The organism is Enterococcus sp. 9E7_DIV0242 (genome assembly GCF_002140975.2).
In the GTDB taxonomy this organism is placed as follows: domain Bacteria; phylum Bacillota; class Bacilli; order Lactobacillales; family Enterococcaceae; genus Enterococcus_L; species Enterococcus_L clewellii.
This window is the reverse complement of record NZ_CP147247.1, coordinates 839918-857774: the sequence shown is the minus strand read 5'-3', so window position 1 is coordinate 857774 and position 17857 is coordinate 839918. Positions and strand designations below refer to the sequence as shown.

Here is a 17857-nt window from a genome sequence, read left to right as displayed (position 1 = left end):
TGATCGAAGCATGAGGTAAACGAGGTAGTTGAAGCAGTTGATGAAAACGAGTATCAGATTTTTCTTAAAAAATAATTGGTGAGATAAAAGGAAGCTGTGCCTTGATCGTAAACCAATCACAAGCGATAAATACACTAATAAGATGCCATACAGAGGAGTGAGCCTATGAGTCAGACAATCAGCTTTTCGAACATGAAACTGAGGTGTGGATTTCCGTATCTGCACATCGAAGCAGTGACCTATTTTCAAACAATCAACCAACATGCAACAATGACGATCGACCTCAGTCTTGAGGAAGCTGCTGCAAGAAAACTAATGAATACTTCCATAGAAAACGAAGTGATTTGTCTTGAAAACAGTGAGAATAAGGCCTCGTTGTTTGTTGGCATGATCGATACAATCCGTATTTTTCAAACCAATCAAGTCTGGCGTGCGAGCCTAAAGGTGATCTCCGGTACAAAACAGCTGGATATCAAACGAAAAGAACGTTCTTTTCAGAATATCAGCTGGTCGTATCAACGCTTGTATGGGAGTGTTCTGAAGAGCTATGCGAATAGTCAAATGATCAATGTGGATAGCCTTAGTCGGACAACCGGTCAGATGATCCTTCAATACGATGAAACGGATTGGGAATTGCTGAAGCGGTTGGCGGCTCGAAATAAGACGTTTTTGGTTCCGGATGTTGAAGAAGGAAGACCTCGTTTTTGGACGGGATTGAAGGATGGAAAGCCTCTATCTTTGCCTGAAACGCAATTTACTATGGGAAAAGGTTATCGAAGTTTCCAAGAGAATAATCAGAATTTTGAAGCAATTGGACTTAAGGATTTTCAGGAACTGACATTTTCCACTATGAATGAAGCTTTTTTAGGCGATTATGTCAATTACAAAGGAATAAACTACATCGTTATGGAAAAGAAGGCTCAGCTCCAAAGGGGAATTCTACAGTTTTCTTACCGAGCCGTTCCAATGGCTTCTTTAAAAAATCGTTGGCTGGAGCGAATTGAAGGCGTCGGCTTGACACTTGAAGGGCAAGTGTTGGCGGTTCAGGGGCATATGGTTAAGGTTCATCTATCCATTGATAAAGAACAACGAAAAAATGAAGCAGTCTGGTTGCCTTATGTGACAGAGGGAAGCAACATCTCTTATTATATGCCGGAAATCGGTTCACGGGTCAAGATATATTTTCCAACAACAGACGAGAGTCAAGCAATGGCGACACAAGGTATCCGTGTGAATCCCGATTCATACAGTGATGAAATGGGTGATCCGTCCACAAAAATTTTAAGTAATGTTCAAGGAAAGAACATCTCATTAGCAACAAATAATCTATCAATTATTTCTAAAGAAGGGCTAGCAATCACAATGACCGATAGCAGCAACATTGCTATAAGTAGTCCCAGCTCTATCAATATGCATGCATCAGGAAATGTTAGCTTGGCGGGCGGACAATCAATTTCGGTGACTGGTGATAGTGGCGTCACGTTGCAGGGGAAAAGTATCAGTTCGATTGCTATTGCCTCAGATATTCAGCTAGCTAGTCCTGATTTGCAATATACAGGAGGCTCTGGCGTAAAGGCAGTACATAAATCATTAGAGGGAAATGGAAAAAATAGACGGAAAAAACGAAAAGTTGCTACTCAGTCAATACAAGATGTGGATGCAGTTGCTATTACGCAACAAGCCCTTAGTGTCATACCACCTCTATTAAGTTCTCAAGGAGCTCCTGAGAAGAAATTTCAATCACGTGCCACACTTATAGCCACTAGTGTTTTTCAAAGTGTTAGTGCAACAAAAACAATGAAATCAAGATCAAAGGAGAAAGATACAAATAAACAAGTAGCCATAAAAAACACTGGGAACTTCCGTGGCAATTTGAGGAAGCAAACACTTAACCCGTCTAAGAAAAGGGCTAAGTCATGGGAGAGAGGAACTCTTCATAAGCTGCCGCTGCCAATACAAGTAACACCTAATGGAAATCGGATGCAAATGACGCGAGAAACGCGACAGACTGAAAATAAATCGAAGATTGATAGGATGAGTGATTGTTCATCAGTCATTAAACCTTTTAATTCATCAAGTACTACTGCAAATTTACAAAGTAATCTACCAAAAGGAACTAGCAATCGCTCCGAGTTAACACAAGGAGCTAAGTCGTTTGATAATCGATTAGTTAAAAACAACAAAGAGGTAGCAGTTAATCAGGTATCAGCTAATAGCTTTTCGCTACAAACAGAGAATAGTCAGCCAGTTGGACATTCATCTGCATCAGATAGAAGTATTTTTGGTAATTCTCTGTTGAAAAAGAAACTGGCAACAGCTGATCAGAGACCGAAGATCAGCTCAAAAAAAGTCGCTTCTTCTAAAACTGATAAAAACCAACTAGCTAAAGCCGTTCAAACCTCAGCAGCTAGCTGGCAAAAGGTTGACACAAAAATAAAAAGTAACCAATCTGCAACAATGAATGCTATTCGACCAGCTAAAAATGGCTCTTTGGCAAAAAGCGGTGCTGGTGGAAGTGGTGGAGCAAGCGCTGGTGGCGGTTTTGGTGTCGTAAATAAAGGTGCCAGCTCATCTATCAGTCCTGTTGCACAAATCACAGCTAAAGCGGGGCAATTTGTGAAGCAAAGTAACCAACAGAAAAGCAAGAAGTACGTAGAGAATATTACAACTAAGGGATTGCTGACAAGGCAAGCTTCATTTAATCGCTTATCCACCACTGCAATAGGAACTAATAAGGCTAACTCTAGTACAAACACAATTGTACAACCGGGAAATATGCAACCGTTTAATAGAATGGCAACCTCTATGAATGGAGCTGCCTTAGGAAATAAGACAGATTACAAGACAACTACGTCTTCTACTACTGGAATTTTCGCAGCAGTCGGCAGTACAAATACAGATCAGCTATCTGTTTCATCAAATTTTTCACACAATCGAATGGTACGACCTTTGGATTTATCGAATACAGAGGTAATAGAGGTTGATTGGAAGCTCCCCATTTTCAATAATCAAGCTTCCATGAACCTGCATGAGGAAACACCTTATGAAAAAGTGTCAAAGGAATATGCTCATTTCAAATAGTGTAATAAGTATAGCGCAAATACAAAAGCAGCTATAGATCAGTTAAGTAAAATCATGCAGAGAAGGATAAAAATTGGCTGCAAAAAGACAGAAATAAATTTTGCTTATTGATGGATTTTTACAGTCAAAAAGACCGTATATTATTGTCCAAAATAGCTGATTATCAAAATGTGTAGCTCCATTGGGAAATCTGACGTAAGTTTGTCTTTTTTTCATTGCTGGAAACAAAAAAAATTGTGATTCCAGAATTCAATGGGAGCTATGTAGATAGTTAGCCTGTTAATTCTGGTATTTTATAGTAAAGTATTTATTTCTTTTAGTTTTGTAAATGTATCTATTTCGTGTTTTTATCTATTCACTGCTAAAGAAATACACAGACATATTTTAAGGAGGTTACCATGTTTCAACTAAAGTATCCTATTTTCCAAAAAGGTCGAATTTTAAAAATAGCGATGTTGGAGGCGCTTAGAGACACCCCTCTATCATTCATTCAGACCTCTTTTGTTGGCTATAATTCCGGTATTCTTCAAGGCTTTGAACTGTTGATCGAAAATGAACGAATTGTTGTGCAGCCTGGAATATTGAAAGTAGGCAAATATATCCTTGTATTGGATGAAGCACTAGCAATTCCCTATTTTGCTACAGACAGATTGATGTTCCTAAATATAACCGTACCTGAAAATCAGGAGTCAACGGATATTTCCCTTAAAGAAGCGGCTATTGAATTAACAAGTCAGGAAGCTAATCGAGAATCTAGCTGGGAGTTGATGCGATTTAAGCTGAAAAAAGGTGCGTATTTGCGAAAAGAGTATCAAAGCTTTGAAGACTTGGTAACAGAATACAATACAGTGAATACAGTCTATCAATGCGTGGCACGTCATAAGGAGTACGCATTGTCACCAACGATGATTCAACTATTTTGTCATTATGTTCAGGAATTGAATAGTCAGCATCCGTTAGATCAATCTTTCTGCCTGCAGGCTTTGCAAAATAATGGCGTGATAGGCGAGAAAGCACTTATGTATTATATTCAACAGCGGTTGAAAGAGACAACTGAAAAGACGACAGCAGAAGTAGTCCATCACCAGTTGAACCGTATTCTTCTAGATATAAAAAGAAATCGAAACCAAGAGGTCAATCAGCAGAGAAAGAATCGTAAATTGATTGTTGATTAACTATTTTGAAGACGTTAAGGCATAAAATTCAGTAGCACATGTAAGGAGGATGAAAATGAAGAAGGCAATAATAGTTCTTTTGTTTCTGATTTCCGGATTAATTTTTGGAAATGAGTGGGCGTATGGTGAGGAGAAGGAACAAGATATTCTATTTGTTGCAGATGTGAGCTACTCTATGGCTTCCCATGATCCTGAAAAGCATATTTTTGAAGCGATTCAATTACTAGGCTCAAAGAGTATTAATGGAAAAAATCGATTAGGGTATGTTCTTTACAACGATAGTATTGTGAAGGATCAAAATCTGACTGAGCTCAACAAGCCAGAGCTTTTAGATCAATGGATGGAGGAAATCAAGGCAGTAACACCTATCAAAGGAACGGATGTCGGTTTAGGTCTAAAGACAGCACAGCGAATCATGAAAGTGTCGCAAGCAAAAACAGGACAAGGAATGATTATCCTTCTTTCTGATGGAGACACAGAAGTCGATAGTGGAAACCCCAATCGTAATCAGGAGGCAATCAATTTAGATGTTCGTCAAGCTTTGGATACATTGGAATGTCCACTGTATGTTATCCAATATAGTGAGCTAGAATACCGTGATAAGGGGCCGATGAATCAATGGGCCGGTCAAACAGGTGGACGGACATATAGTGTTCAGACTACTGAAGAATTACAACGAGTAGTCAATGAAATCTATGAGCTGCAGACGAAAAAAATTGCTGAAAAGTATCAGCAGGAAGTCGAACAGTTGGAGCAAAAAAAGAAAGTTTTTACATTAGCTGTTCCAGTACCTAAAAATCAAAAACAGCCAATAAAAGAGATTGTCGTTACTCTGAAAGCAGATGACGAGATATCTGAAATCAAGCAGACCGCTGAAGCAAGCGAGCAAAATACACAAGAAGAAAAAGACGTTTCGATTGATGGTAAGGGAAATCAACTAGTCATTACTCTTAGGAATCCAACAAAAACGGAGTATGTATTCAACTATCAAACCGAATCCAATAACCCAGCAGAAGCAACGACTAAAATCAAGCTGCATACAAGCGAGAAAAAACTACAAAAGAAGCCTCTGGAAAAACAAACTCTTTTTTATAGCATACTTGTAGCGATTGGCTTGATTATAGGAGGAAGTATCATGTTCTTTTTATTCAAACGTAAGCATCCTACTGAGGAAAAACAAGTAGAATATTTCTTTGCAGATGCTCTGGAAGGATGCTTCACGAAAGCATTCGATCAAGAAGATATTCCGATTCAGAATTGGCCGGCTAATATTTTTCAAAGGCAAAAAACAGTCACTCTTTATGATTTGCTCTATGAAGAAGAAATTCGTGAGAAAATGCCTGACAGTAAAAAGGTCCAGTTTCAGGTAGGTGTAGAAAATACATTAAAAATGAGAATTAGAGGTTCTGTTGAAGGGATTCAACAGGGAAGAGAAATACCAAAAGGGGTTTGGGTCACCTTAAGTGTTCGACAAGGAGCCTATCTGATTTTTAAACAGGATGAACTGGAAATAGATCTTCACATTAGAAAGAAGAGTATATAAGACGAGGGAGGGAAAAGGATGGAACAGGATCGTGAGATCGCGCTAATGGAACAATTAATGGTATTGCAAGAACAACGAAAGCAATGGCGTGAACAATTAGATGTGGAGAATTTTATAGAAACGCTTAAAGAAGGTGCATCTATTCATATTGGCGAACAGCAATTTTCTTTTAAGAGAATGCAGCTAGATACTTTTCTTGTATTTATTCCTGAAGAATATGATTTGATGGACCAAGAAGAAATAGAACAAAAATATCCGTATACGCAGAGACCAGACTATATTTTTACTATTGATTTTGGACTTCATGATATTACATTTAACCGTTTAGACGAAAAAATCGATGAATCTCAGTTTGCTGGATTTGCTAATGGTGTCATCAGTGGACTCAAAAAAATACACCCGGAAATGGTTCTGTTAAATGAGGGAACCGGAGAAGAAGACGGTCTATTTTACAGCTATTTTGATAGTGAAACCGTTAGCTTGGATGGAGAATTGTACTTATTTTTCGGAATCGTTCTTGCTCAAAACGAACCTGCCTTTTTCTCTTATACCTGTCCTAAGGATGGCGGAGAAGTGTGGGGACCAGTTTGTGAAGCGATGTTACGGACGATTGAAAATACATTAGAGGGGGAAAGAGTAGATGACGAAGAAAACTAAACTATGGAAAAAGATAGATCAACAAGAAACGAAAAAGGTAGACAGCAGTGAGAGGAATAGGAATGACCGTTCTATGATGAATAGTCAGTCCTTCAAGGCAGATAAAAGTACTTTTGCTGAAATAATACCGAATCCAATAAAAACGAAGGAAAGTCCTGCTAAACCATTGAACAGTAATAACAGAAATCCGTTAAAACAGAATCGAATGGCAACGTTTAATTTTGACAGTAAAGATGCATATAGAATCATTCCAGCAGAAAAAACGAAGGATAAAGAGAAGGTGAAACGTCCAACTTCTTCAGTAAAAGAACAACTCACTCGACCTACTAGTGCATTTTCAACGTCAGGAGTAGAAGGGCACCAAATGATTGAAAAGAGCATGCGTTTCTATCGTGTCACAACAAAAGGAGATCAGATTTTAAGCGAAAACATTCAGATCAAGCCTTTCAAAATTCTTTCTTTATTGGAGCTGAAAATCAGTCACTCTCAAGGAGAGCATGGCATAGCTGAGTTTAAAGGCGTTGTCTCTAAAGAAGAAGCGAACCGAATTTTGCAGTTGCAAGACAGTTTACTTCCTATCAGTATTTCCAAACGAACTGAAGCCGGACAGACCTTTTCTTTTTATGAAGGAATTGCTGTTTCTATAGAGCTGATTAATGAAGGTGATGTCTATTATATCCACGGGGAAAGCTATTCTCATACCTATTTAATGGATATCAAAAGAAAACGACGCTCATTTCAACTCAAGACGCAGAGCTATGAACAGATCGTCAGTCAGGTATTAGGGAGCTACAATGGCGCTGGATTTCTGGATACAGTCTCCAATGGACAGACTGTGAATCAATTTTTGACACAGTTTGATGAGACAGATTGGGCTTTTATTAAGCGTTTAGCTTCTCATTTTAATCGTCAATTAGTAGCGATTGATCAATACAATACCCCGAAATTCTATTTTGGTTTACCTAATGCTTCTGTCGCCGGGGAAGTACATTCAGCAGATTTTCAAATAGAAAAAGACTTGGCTGGTTACCGTCAGATTCGAGACAATCAAGGCATAACTGCGAACGAACAAGCATTTCTTCGTTATAAAGTGAAAACGAATCAAGTTTTTATTTTAGGGGATAAAGTGAGGTTTCTAGATGAAGAATGGCAGATTATTGACCTGATACGTGTCATTGAACGAGGCGCGTTGCAGAATCATTATATCTTGACAAAGGCTCAAGGTGTTTTGGTAGAAAAGGAATACAATGAACAGCTGATAGGTAGTTCGATCAATGGAACAGTGAAATCTGTAGCAGGAGATAAAGTATTGTTGGATCTAGCGATAGACCAAGGTCGGAATGCAGCAGCATATTGGTTTCCTTATTCTACAAACTATACCTCTGATGACAATGTAGGCTGGTATATGATGCCCGAAGTGGGCGAACTGGTTCGCTTATATTATCCAACTCGAGATGAAAAAGATGCCGTTGCGATGTCGACAGTTCGAACAGACGATGATTCAGCAAGCGGATTAGATCCGGCAATCAAAACGCTAAGAAATAAATTTGGAAAAACTATTACATTGGAACCAAACAAAATCACGATCGTCGGCAATGGTGTTGAGATCATTCTGAACGATGGTGAGGGAATCAATATCACAAGTAGTGGAAATGTTAGTGTGACTGCTGGTGGCGCGTTGAGCTTGAAGGGGAGAAATGTTGTCATGGATGCTTCAGATAGTGTGAATATCAGCTCTGGCGGTAATACGATTTCTGTCAATGACAAAATCGTGTTGAATGGTAGCGAAATCAAAATGAATTAGGAGAACAAAGATGATTGTGACTGAACCAATAAAAGTATTTCAATTAGAGTTTGTCGAGCCTTTAGTTAAATCACTTATCCAAGAACTAGATGAGGCATTTCGTCAGGAAAAAAATGAGTTGATCGTATATTTGGAGAAGAAGCTGCAACCTTTCTTTACTGATCTTCAAGAGCAGCAACGAGTAGGACAGGCATCGCCAACTTCTTTTTTTGTATTCTCATGGTTACGAGCGCCATATCTTTTTGACGAGCGTCTTTGTTATGAAATCCACAGCTATGGAAAACAATGGTACTACAGTCCGAAACAGGCAGAATCAGTTATTCAATTCGATTGGTTATCTCCCTATCTGAAAGCATTCAAAAGTCGGTTAGAAGAAGAAATCAATGCGTGCCAAAATCCTCATTTACAGAAGCAAACAAATTATTTTCTGAGTAGCTACTACGATGTATTTCATCAGTATTTTATTGCCTTACTCCGTTATCTATTTCGAGAGAGAGGAAAACAGTTATTCGAAGGTATCGTCACAGGTAAAAGTCTCTATGTATATGCAGGAGAGTATAAGGATGCGAGTGAACGCATTATGGAATGGCAAGAAGAAGGTCTCTCACAAACAGTGGTAGATCAATTAAAAGTCGGGGGACAACTCGATTTTGATGAATATAAAATTTTTCAGAAGATTATTTTTGATCAATTTGATTTTAGTAAAGAAGTGATCACTTGGGCACATTTTGAATCTTGTCATTTTGAACAAGCATTGTTTAGAGAGAGTCTGTTAGTAGGGAGTCGTTTCGAACATTGTTCCTTGTCTGATAGTGATTTCAGCGGGAGCTACCTTCAAGACGCAAGCTTTCGTTCAGCGGATTGTTCCAATGCTGATTTTCGATTTGTAAAAGGAGCTGTTGCTTTGGGGATAGAGGCAATTCCTTGCTTTTTTGGTACGGACTTTTCTTACGCAAACCTTACGAATACAGATTTTCGAGGAGCAAAAATACAGGGAGCTGTGTTTTTGGGTGCCAAAATGAATGGGACGAAATTCTTTGAGTCAGAGAAGAAGTATCTTGCTTTGTCACAAAAACAACGAGCTGAAATTGAGTGGGTGAGTCGATGATCTATTATCAAATCAAACCAAAACAAGTCAAAAAAAATATCCTGAGCTTTGACTATCTACCGGAAGATTATAAGGAGATTATTTTCAAAGATGGACTTAATGCTATTACCAAAACTTTACAGATAGAGAGCATCACCGATTATTTTCATGAACCCTTTCCTATAATATCGGAGGAATTTCTAAATACAATAAACATCTATACAAAGACTCCACCAAAAAAGTTTGTGACGGTGAGTAGCTCTCAACTGGAAAGAGACTTATTCTATTGGGCAGTCAAGCCTAGGGGAGTTGATTGTCTGCATCCCGAAACAATTTTTGATAATCAAGGAATAGTAGAGACCTTGGTGCTAAAGAAAGAACGCATCATCTACGAAAAATTTTTCTCCGTTCAAGGTCTGCCGGAAGATTGCTGGATCGTCAGTTTAGACGTTATGGAAAGTCTGCTTAGACGAGGATTGAATGGGTTTGTGGGAGAAGAGGTGAGGCTTGAAGAGTGATTGTTGGCGAAAATCCATTTTTAAGAAAGGAGGAATGTAACAATGAAGCGTAAGAATGAAAAAAGTAAAAGGTATAAAGAACTGAAGAGAGGGTTTCGTTTTCTTGATGACACGGTAAAAAAAGAGAAAAGAGTTAGCACGCATCAACTAAAATCTGAACAACGTCATTTTGGATTTGATCCAGTTGATTTGATAAGTGGGGCTTATACGTACCATCAAACAGATTTTGAAACGAAAGGGCAAATTCCTCTCAATTGGTCTTGGAAATGGACAAGTAATAGTAACTGGGTTGGCTCTTTAGGTAATCGGATTCTGTTTATTTATGATGAACATTTGGAAATTGATGCAGAAAATCAATTGCTCTTTCATATTGATGGAAACGGTCAAAAAACAGAATTTCCATGGTTATTTGATGATTTAGAACATTTCGATACAGCAAGTAAACTACACTTAATTTGTGAACAAAAGGAATATATTTTAAAAAAAGCAGAGCAAGGGCAGATATGCCGTTTTGTTCCAAACAAACAGAATCCAATGCTATATAACATGAGTGAAATCAGCAACCAATCAGGATTTAAGCTGCAACTTTTATACGATGAACAGGGACGCTTGAAACAACTTATTGATTCGAATCAGCAAATTTTTATAGTTAACTATAATTTATTGGGCTTTATTCAGTCTCTGTCAGTAAATGACTCAGTCGTAAGCTACTATGATTATTCAGAAATGGGGAATTTGATCTCTGTAACAGATGTAGATGGATACGCTGTGACATTCACCTATGATGATAATTATCTGATGGTTCAACGGAAAGATAAAAATGGGATGAAATTCCATTGGCAATATGATGACTTGGGACGGGTAACACATACCTGGGGAGACGGTCATATTCAAGAAGGATGGATCGAGTACCACCAAGATCAAGGCTATAATCTTGTGACGGACTATTATGGCGGGCAGACGAAGTACCGTTATAACAAAATGGGGCTTGTAGAAGAAATCGCTTTCGCCCAAGGTGGTTTCGAACGTTATTTTTATAATAAGCAGAACTTGATTACTCGGTTTCAATCAGCTGAAGGTCGAATCATGAGCTATATCTATGATGAGCGTGGTTGGTTAGTTGAGAAAGAGAGTAACGATGGTCAGAAGGAAAGCTATCGTTACGAAGAGGACGGGACCTTAGCTGCTCCGCCACCAGATGAAAAAGAGAAATATAGAAGTGATTTTTATCAGCCTAAAATTATTGAATCAGATGAATTTGGACGAGTTAGTTATGTAAAAGAAAAAGATGTAGAGGTTTCGATTTCTTATAATTCTTTAGGGTTAATCATTCAGAAAAGAAGGGTTAGTGGAGATAAGGAAGAGTTCTTTTCGTACTTGTACGACAAAAGGAATCGGTTACTTGTAATAAATAGAAATAATCAATTATTTAGAAAATATAAGTATAATACGGCGGATCAAATTGTGGAACTTGCAACACCAGATATAGTTCTTTCGCTTAGCTATGATAAAAATGGCAAGGTTACAATGCTTAAAAATGGTCATAAGACCTTTCGTCTTTCCCACGATTTCAATGGCAGACTTCTCAGAATGAAAGACAGTAATGAAACGGTTTTGAGTATTATTCGAAACGAAGCAGGACAGATTATTGAAGAGATTTCAAGGGAATCCGGGCATCGGAAATTTGAGTATAATTTGCAGGGGCGAGTCAGCAAAGTTCTTTATTCGGAGGAAGAGTGGCTAGTTGCAGATTACAATCATCTCGGAAATATTCTGGAAATTATTTTTAGCGATAAGACCTGGGAACGGTATGAATATGATGCGTTTGGCCAAATACGTTCAGCTGCTAATCTATCGAGTAAATTAGAAATGACCTACAATCAATCGCATCAAATGGCTGGGGAAAGAATCTCTTTTGAAGATTTAAAAATGATGAAGGTTCCAACTTTTTATAAATATGATAGAGACGATAACATAGATACATTGATTATAGGGCAACTTCTGAAAGAATACTACTGGAAGCAAGGGACACAAAGAGTAGTGAAAAGCAATCCAACTAAGCACGAACCTATAAAAATTCAAGTTAAAGATACGGAATCGAGTCATTATGTTTTGGAGAATAAGAGCAAAGAAGTAACAGTAACTGTTATACCGGAAAATCAAGAAAAGGTATTGGAGAAGAGGTCATTGAAAAAGCCAGTGTTTTATGGATCGGGATTACTCTCGATTGCAGATGATAAAAACAATAAACCTGTTGTATTCCAATATGACTGCTTCGGTCGGTTAATTGAAGTATATTCTGCAGAGGCGCTGTCAATATATGTCTGGGCTCAAGATCGAATAATTTTTGAAATTGTCATTCTTGAAGAAAATAAAATGGAGATAATCCATTGGTGTAGCGAGTATGAATCGAAGCAACTACTTATGAAAAACAATCTAACCATTGGTAATTGTTACATTGAAGATGGCAAAGGAAATCAAACTGAGATCTTCAGGAAGGAGATGCTGGAGAATGAAGCTGTCATCATAGGATGTGCATTGAAAACTGTAAAGGAAGTACACCTACCCAATACAGGTGTTTATTACTCTTATCAAAAATTACAGCCATCAGCACAAGAAAATTATTCTAATAACTTCTCTATTAACAACGTAAAAGGCATGTTAAATCACTTTTCCTTTATCCAGCTCTCAAAGGCATCTTTAGAAAAAAATCCATTAGAATCATCAAACAATCTAGCTTTTTTTGAGAAACAAAACATCTTCCTGACAATGTTTGCGAAACGCTTCTTTTTGAAAAATATCGCAAAAGAATATGAGAATGAAGAGGCAGTTGATTTAAAACTGGCAATTATTCCAGAGCAGGGGATCAGTGGACTAGAAGAGTTTGGGATTTTACTTTTAGAAGAATTACTAGAAGAAAATATTCGTTGTAGGATGAATAATTATTTTAATAGATAGCAGTAAAAAGAGCGAGTTGTTGTATAAAGGTGTAGTTGTGTATAAGGAGTGAAGAAGTTGGTCAATTTGACTGATGCGATGAATAGTTTTAGTAAAACCTTTGACTTAGCAGTTACTAAGCAACAATTAGAAGCGGCTTTGTTAGTTGTAGATGGAGCAACAGTGGAATGTGAGCTTGGTAATAAGCCTGCCACTTTGTTAAGCTCGGGTAGTGGAGCTGGAAACTCTGTTGGGTCAGATATTACTTTGACTATAAATGATACAGAAATCAAGGAAAAAGATTTTGGTGTCTGTGAGAAGCTATTAAAAAAAGAAAAAGAAAAACTGAAAAAAGAAGGAAAAGCAGGTCCTGCACAAGGAAAGTGCAAGCCAAAACTCAAAGACAAATGGACAGGTGGAGACAGTAAAACGACAATTGGAACGAAAGATGCGCTTCACGCCAATTGTCGCTTGACTTGTGAAGAGGCAGGAAAACCTGATACAATAACGGTAACTTCCAATGGACAGACTGGTGGTTTAGGCAGTCTTGGTGATTTGCAAAAGGTTGCAGATATTTATGAATATTTGGCGGATAAAAGATACGGTAGCATTACTATAGCCGGTAATGAGACTATCTGGATGTGGCTAAAAGGGACGGGAGCTACTGGTGAGGATTACACAGCAACTCGAATGTATAATGAGTTTGTTCGAGATGTCTTAAGTAAGTATCAGTTTGAAAAATCAGGAGAGATCCCTTCGTACGAAGAAGTAGTGATGTATCAGGCGATAACCGGGAAAAATTATTTTACCGGAGAAGAACTGAAATGGTACGATCGATTGTCATCCTTAGCAGGTTGGATAACACCATATATGGTTGCTGGGTACTATGGTGCTCGATATGAGTATGGCTATTCTGGGGGGAACAAGAAAACACCCCCTACCACGCAAAAGCAGTCGATTATGGCAGATGAGTACATGACTTTGTATAGGGGGACGGATCGTATGATGGAAAGGCAGATATTTGAAGAAACTGGAGTAATCTTGAGTGATGCTGGAATAAGAGCATATCTTGAAAATAATTCTAATATAGATATAGCAATAAAAAACTCTCAAATTGTTCATGAGCAATGGCTTCCAATATGGTACAATGATCTTGATCAATATATTCAAGCTCATGGTGGGTTTGGTATCGAACTACCGAAAGATTTTGGTTTAGAAAGAAGTATGGTATCTTTTACTGCTGATAAAAATATGGCTTTGTTTTATGCTGGAGAAAAGGGAATAGTTGTTGAGGTTAAGGTTCAAAAAAATGGTTTGCTTCCTCAAACATTAGATGGAGCTGGAGAAAGCGAATATTTGATAATAAATGGAATTGGAGGGAAATGAAATGAGTGAGGCTGAACCTTTTCTAAATTGTGGGGAAGAGTATGATTTGTTAGATATAAAGTTATGGGAGAAAATTCTAGTAACTAAAGAATATAAAGGTGTGGAATACTTCTCGTCTTTTGTCATTGATTTTACCGATGGGCAAGTGAGATTTGCAGAAAAATATGATGGTTTCAAATGCGGTATAATCAAAAGGCGTTTTGTAAAACGTGGGTATACTTGGGAGCCTATACTATTCTATCGACTATCTAAAGGTTGGCAACGCGTGAAATTAGAAAACACGATTTGTAAAAATTGTGATTGGCTGGGAAGACTTGCAAATCCAGGAGTAGTAGATCTATATTTTTTTCTTCCAAATAGATTTGAGTTGGCGAGAGAAGCAAGTAAATTGGAACAAGTAAGATGTCCCAAATGTGGTGGCCCATTAAATCAAGACGCTATCTGGGTAGAGCCATATGAACCAGAGGGAAATGAAAAATAATGGATAGATTCATGGAATGGTATTGGCTGTCTAAGCTGATACCATTTTTTACAGAGCTTACATATTGAAAAAAAAGTAAAGATTTTAAGATTGAAGTGACAATATGGTTAACTTGAATTGGAAAGAATATGGAAACATCTTCAAAAACCGGGTAAAGGTTCTTCCTTTGAAGAAGCGGGTGAAGATGAAGTAGGAGCAAAACAAAATGGAAACTAAGAAGTTTATGAATTGTGGCGAAGAATTTGAATTGTTGGACTTAAGACTATGGGAAGAAATAGTACAACTAGGAGAGTACAAGAGGGTAAAATATGATTCTGTAACGTGTAAATATACGGATTATAAAGTTAGATTTTCTGAAAGAAATGATAATTTTTTATGTGGCATAAAAAAGAGACAATCTGGAAATAAATCTTATTATTGGGATCCGATATTGTTCTATCATCTACCACAAGGGGGGCAACGAGTAAACTTAGAAACAACAAAATGTAGAAACTGTGATTGGATGGGCGAGATTGCTGATCCAGGATTAGTAGATTTATATTTTTTTCTTCCAAATAGATTTGAATTAGCTAGAGAAGCAAGTAAATTGGAACAAGTAAGATGCCCAAAATGTGGTGGTCCATTAGAGCGAGAAGCTATTTGGGTGGAGCCATATGAACCAGAGGAAAATGAAAAATAATGGATAGGTTTACAAAATGGTATTGGTTGCATCAACTGATACCATTTCTTAGACTTTAAATTATCAAACTGTCTTTAATATAATAATAATTGTAATGCAGATATAATACTGAGAAATTTTTAAACGGTTTATGGTCGGTAACATTCGATATGGTATAGTAGTTTAGGTGAGTATATTCAAGCACATGGGGCTTTTGGAACAGAATTAAGAACAGGATTTGGTTTAGAGAAAAGCATGGTCTCTTTTACCGCAGATAAAAGTAGGGCTCAGTTTTACGCAGGTAAGAATGGAATAGTTTTTGAGATTAAAGTTCCGAAGAAAGACTTACTTCTTCAGACATTATCTGGATCAACAGAGAGCGAATACTTAATTATTCATGGAATAGGAGCAAAAGAAAATGGAAACTAGGAAGTTTATAAATTGTAGCGAAGAATTTGAATTGTTGGACTTAAGACTATGGGAAGAAATACTACAGCTAGGAGAGTACAAGGGTATAAACTATGAGTCTTTTATGTATAAGCTCACTGATGGTAAGGTAAGGTTTGCTGAAGCAGCTGATGATTTTATATGTGGTATTAAAAAAAGACAATCTGGAAAAGATTCCTATTATTGGGATCCAATATTGTTTTATGAGTTACCTAAGGGTTGGCAAAGAATAGCATTAGAAAATACAGTTTGCAAAAATTGCGACTGGCTTGGAACTATAGCGAACCCAACACTACCGCATTTATACGAATTTTTATCAAACGATATTGAACTTATGAGAGAAGCAAGCAAATTGGAACAAGTATGCTGTCGAAAATGTGGTGGACCGTTAGAACGAAATGCTATCTGGGTAGAGCCAAATGAACCAGAGGAAAATGAAAAATAATGGATAGATTTACGGAATGGTATTGGTTGCATTAACTGATACCATTTTTTATATTCCATAGAGAGTGAAGTATTGAAATAAGTTTTAAGTAAACATTTGTGGTTATATAGAGAAGAATTACAAGAGATTCCCCCAAAAAAAATGCTGGACAACAGGCGAGAAATAATAAATACTAGATTTAGAATAACGAGTGTTTTATAAAGTAATCAAGTGGTTAACGAGCAAAACATTGCATTGGCTATATAAATTTCTTTTCTGGATAGAGATCACTATAGAGTCAATGCTAACTATAGAAAGATAGAGGAAAATACGTTGAAATTAGCAGATTTTAGAAAAAGAGGACTAAAGTATAGTTGGAAGACTATTTACGTGGGTATCACTCAATTTTTTCTTACCGAAGAAGCCATTTCAGACTACGCTGTAGAGCTGATGGAAAAGGGGGACGATAGCGAAATAATTTGCGATTTAGCGTGGCAAGTAGATTCTAATGATTTGGATCAGGTATTGTCTGACATAAAAAATAGTTTTTTTCCGAATTTAAAAGTGGAAGAGATAAAGCAAGAAGAGCGAAAACTGCGCTTGATCCATTTAACTGATCTAAAAGAAAAAAATCTAGATGAAAAAGAACTGTTAGAAGAGATTACAAAGTTTTATGATGACCATGATTACCCAGAAGAAATGGCAAGCTTTATCCCATATATGCCACAAGAATTTGCTTCGACAAACCAAGATATGGTAAATAGGTTCTATGATTTTTTGAGATCTGAGAAGACGAAGTTAATCAGCGAGTTAAAAGGAAATTGTGAGCAAATAAGATGATTTGAATCTGCAGAATGTTTAGCTTTGGGCGGAAACATTAGAAACAAATTATTTAGTTTGACAAAAATGATAAGGAAGTTTGAGTAGAGATGTCTAATATAGAGAGTGAATTTAGAAAAGAACAAGAAAAGTGGTTGTCAGAAATATCGTTAAAAAATACATTTAAATTAAATGCTCTCCGCTTAGTTGCGGGAGTTGATCTTGCCTATTGGACAGAAGCCGGAAAAGAGTATGGTGTATGTTGCATCGTAGTTGTAGATTATCAGACGAAAGAAATTATTGAAAAAGTCGATTATCATGGAGAAATAATGGTCCCATATATTCCTGGATTTTTAGCATTTAGAGAGCTGCCGTTGGTTTTAAAAACAGTTGAAAAGCTTCAACAATCACCAGACCTATATATGTTTGATGGAAATGGGTATCTGCATTCTCGACATATGGGCATAGCAACGCACGCATCTTTTTATTTAAATAAGCCAACGATCGGAGTAGCTAAGACATACTTTAAAATTGAAAAGGCAATAGTTAATATGCCGAAGGATGAGGTTGGTGCATCTGAATCTATCCAAGTTGGTGGAGAAGAATATGGTTTGGTGTTAAGAACCAGAAAAAATGTCAAACCTATCTATATTTCCTGCGGCAATGGAATCGAGTTAGAAACAGCAAAAGCAATCACCATGCATTTTGTCGAGAAAGAAAGTCGGTTACCTATCACCACTCGCTATGCTGATTTGGAAACACATACAAAGAGGAAAGAGTACAGCTCTATAAAATCTCTATAAAAAAGCAGAACCTGTGGCGCTTAGAAGAACGATGCCA

Annotated in this window: 14 protein-coding genes; all 14 read left to right on the top strand. The window is 37.3% G+C overall.

Annotation, left to right across the window (positions count from 1 at the left end; translation table 11 throughout):
- Positions 1 to 165: 165 nt before the first annotated feature.
- The 14 genes from A5888_RS04050 (at position 166) to A5888_RS03985 (ending at position 17820) form a co-directional block, all read left to right on the top strand.
- Positions 166 to 3081 (top strand): hypothetical protein, encoded by a 2916-nt coding sequence (locus A5888_RS04050; protein WP_086347944.1) that lies wholly within the window; start codon positions 166 to 168, stop codon positions 3079 to 3081.
- Between the two features lie 398 nt (positions 3082 to 3479).
- Positions 3480 to 4256 carry a hypothetical protein gene (locus A5888_RS04045; RefSeq protein ID WP_086347943.1) on the top strand — a complete coding sequence of 259 codons (777 nt, stop codon included), beginning with the start codon at positions 3480 to 3482 and terminating at the stop codon, positions 4254 to 4256.
- Between the two features lie 55 nt (positions 4257 to 4311).
- Positions 4312 to 5799: a vWA domain-containing protein gene (locus A5888_RS04040; RefSeq protein WP_170924701.1), complete on the top strand. Its 1488-nt coding sequence runs from the start codon at positions 4312 to 4314 to the stop codon at positions 5797 to 5799.
- 18 nt (positions 5800 to 5817) lie between these two features.
- The gene (locus A5888_RS04035; protein ID WP_086347941.1) at positions 5818 to 6456 is read left to right on the top strand and encodes a hypothetical protein; all 639 of its coding nucleotides are present in this window, start codon (positions 5818 to 5820) and stop codon (positions 6454 to 6456) included.
- Positions 6440 to 8260, top strand: a complete 1821-nt coding sequence (locus A5888_RS04030) for a contractile injection system protein, VgrG/Pvc8 family (RefSeq protein ID WP_086347940.1) — start codon at positions 6440 to 6442, stop codon at positions 8258 to 8260. The genes A5888_RS04035 and A5888_RS04030 overlap by 17 nt, the downstream gene beginning before the upstream one ends.
- 10 nt (positions 8261 to 8270) lie before the next feature.
- Complete coding sequence (locus A5888_RS04025) at positions 8271 to 9368, top strand: pentapeptide repeat-containing protein (protein ID WP_339101928.1); 1098 nt, start codon at positions 8271 to 8273, stop codon at positions 9366 to 9368.
- A complete protein-coding gene (locus A5888_RS04020; protein WP_086347937.1) occupies positions 9365 to 9865 on the top strand; it encodes a hypothetical protein in 501 nt (166 codons plus the stop codon). Before A5888_RS04025 ends, A5888_RS04020 begins: the two co-directional genes overlap by 4 nt.
- A gap of 42 nt (positions 9866 to 9907) precedes the next feature.
- On the top strand, positions 9908 to 12823 hold the full coding sequence (locus A5888_RS04015; RefSeq protein ID WP_339101927.1) for a DUF6531 domain-containing protein: 2916 nt from the start codon (positions 9908 to 9910) through the stop codon (positions 12821 to 12823).
- A 57-nt stretch (positions 12824 to 12880) separates the two neighbouring features.
- Positions 12881 to 14188: a PAAR-like protein gene (locus A5888_RS04010; protein WP_086347936.1), complete on the top strand. Its 1308-nt coding sequence runs from the start codon at positions 12881 to 12883 to the stop codon at positions 14186 to 14188.
- 1 nt (position 14189) lies between these two features.
- Entirely contained in the window at positions 14190 to 14669 is a 480-nt protein-coding gene (locus A5888_RS04005) for a hypothetical protein (protein ID WP_086347935.1), read from the top strand.
- A 205-nt stretch (positions 14670 to 14874) separates the two neighbouring features.
- Positions 14875 to 15348 carry a hypothetical protein gene (locus A5888_RS04000; protein WP_339101926.1) on the top strand — a complete coding sequence of 158 codons (474 nt, stop codon included), beginning with the start codon at positions 14875 to 14877 and terminating at the stop codon, positions 15346 to 15348.
- Between the two features lie 397 nt (positions 15349 to 15745).
- Positions 15746 to 16219 carry a hypothetical protein gene (locus tag A5888_RS03995; protein ID WP_339101925.1) on the top strand — a complete coding sequence of 158 codons (474 nt, stop codon included), beginning with the start codon at positions 15746 to 15748 and terminating at the stop codon, positions 16217 to 16219.
- Positions 16220 to 16531: 312 nt separating this feature from the next.
- Positions 16532 to 17038 (top strand): DUF2247 family protein, encoded by a 507-nt coding sequence (locus A5888_RS03990; protein ID WP_086347934.1) that lies wholly within the window; start codon positions 16532 to 16534, stop codon positions 17036 to 17038.
- An 89-nt stretch (positions 17039 to 17127) separates the two neighbouring features.
- Positions 17128 to 17820 carry an endonuclease V gene (locus tag A5888_RS03985; RefSeq protein WP_086347933.1) on the top strand — a complete coding sequence of 231 codons (693 nt, stop codon included), beginning with the start codon at positions 17128 to 17130 and terminating at the stop codon, positions 17818 to 17820.
- Positions 17821 to 17857: the final 37 nt, after the last annotated feature.